Annotated in this window: 2 tRNA genes and 2 rRNA genes; all 4 read left to right on the top strand. The window is 51.2% G+C overall.

The window, feature by feature from the left end:
• A 16S ribosomal RNA gene (locus VA602_RS00475) occupies positions 1 to 444 on the top strand; the annotation flags it as partial.
• Between the two features lie 85 nt (positions 445 to 529).
• Positions 530 to 606, top strand: a tRNA-Ile gene (locus VA602_RS00470).
• 26 nt (positions 607 to 632) lie between these two features.
• Positions 633 to 708 (top strand) — tRNA-Ala (locus VA602_RS00465).
• A 226-nt stretch (positions 709 to 934) separates the two neighbouring features.
• A 23S ribosomal RNA gene (locus tag VA602_RS00460) occupies positions 935 to 1,055 on the top strand; the annotation flags it as partial.

Raw genomic sequence — 1,055 nt, 5'->3', positions numbered from 1 at the left:
TAACGAGCGCAACCCTTGTCCTTAGTTACCAGCACGTTATGGTGGGCACTCTAAGGAGACTGCCGGTGACAAACCGGAGGAAGGTGGGGATGACGTCAAGTCATCATGGCCCTTACGGCCTGGGCTACACACGTGCTACAATGGTCGGTACAGAGGGTTGCCAAGCCGCGAGGTGGAGCTAATCTCACAAAACCGATCGTAGTCCGGATCGCAGTCTGCAACTCGACTGCGTGAAGTCGGAATCGCTAGTAATCGCGAATCAGAATGTCGCGGTGAATACGTTCCCGGGCCTTGTACACACCGCCCGTCACACCATGGGAGTGGGTTGCACCAGAAGTAGCTAGTCTAACCTTCGGGAGGACGGTTACCACGGTGTGATTCATGACTGGGGTGAAGTCGTAACAAGGTAGCCGTAGGGGAACCTGCGGCTGGATCACCTCCTTAATCGAAGACATCAGCCTGCTGATGAGCTCCCACACGAATTGCTTGATTCATTGTAAAAGACGATGCTGTAACGCGACCCTGTTATAGGTCTGTAGCTCAGTTGGTTAGAGCGCACCCCTGATAAGGGTGAGGTCGGCAGTTCAAATCTGCCCAGACCTACCATTACATGGTGCGGCCTAGGACAAAACGGGGCCATAGCTCAGCTGGGAGAGCGCCTGCCTTGCACGCAGGAGGTCAGCGGTTCGATCCCGCTTGGCTCCACCACTCTTCATGATGCAGCACTGTTCAGAACTTAGAAATGAACATTCGGTAATGAATGTTGATTTCTGACTTTTGTCAGATCGTTCTTTAAAAATTCGGATATGTGATAGAAATAGACTGAATGCCAGTTTCACTGCTGGTAATTCAGGCTAAGGTAAAATTTGTGAGTTCTCACGAATTTTCGGCGAATGTCGTCTTCACAGTATAACCAGATTGCTTGGGGTTATATGGTCAAGTGAAGAAGCGCATACGGTGGATGCCTTGGCAGTCAGAGGCGATGAAAGACGTGGTAGCCTGCGATAAGCTTTGGGGAGTCGGCAAACAGACTGTGATCCAGAGATCTCTGAATG

This window comes from Pseudomonas machongensis (assembly GCF_034961125.1).
GTDB lineage: Bacteria > Pseudomonadota > Gammaproteobacteria > Pseudomonadales > Pseudomonadaceae > Aquipseudomonas > Aquipseudomonas machongensis.
This window is presented reverse-complemented; position numbering and strand designations above follow the sequence as displayed.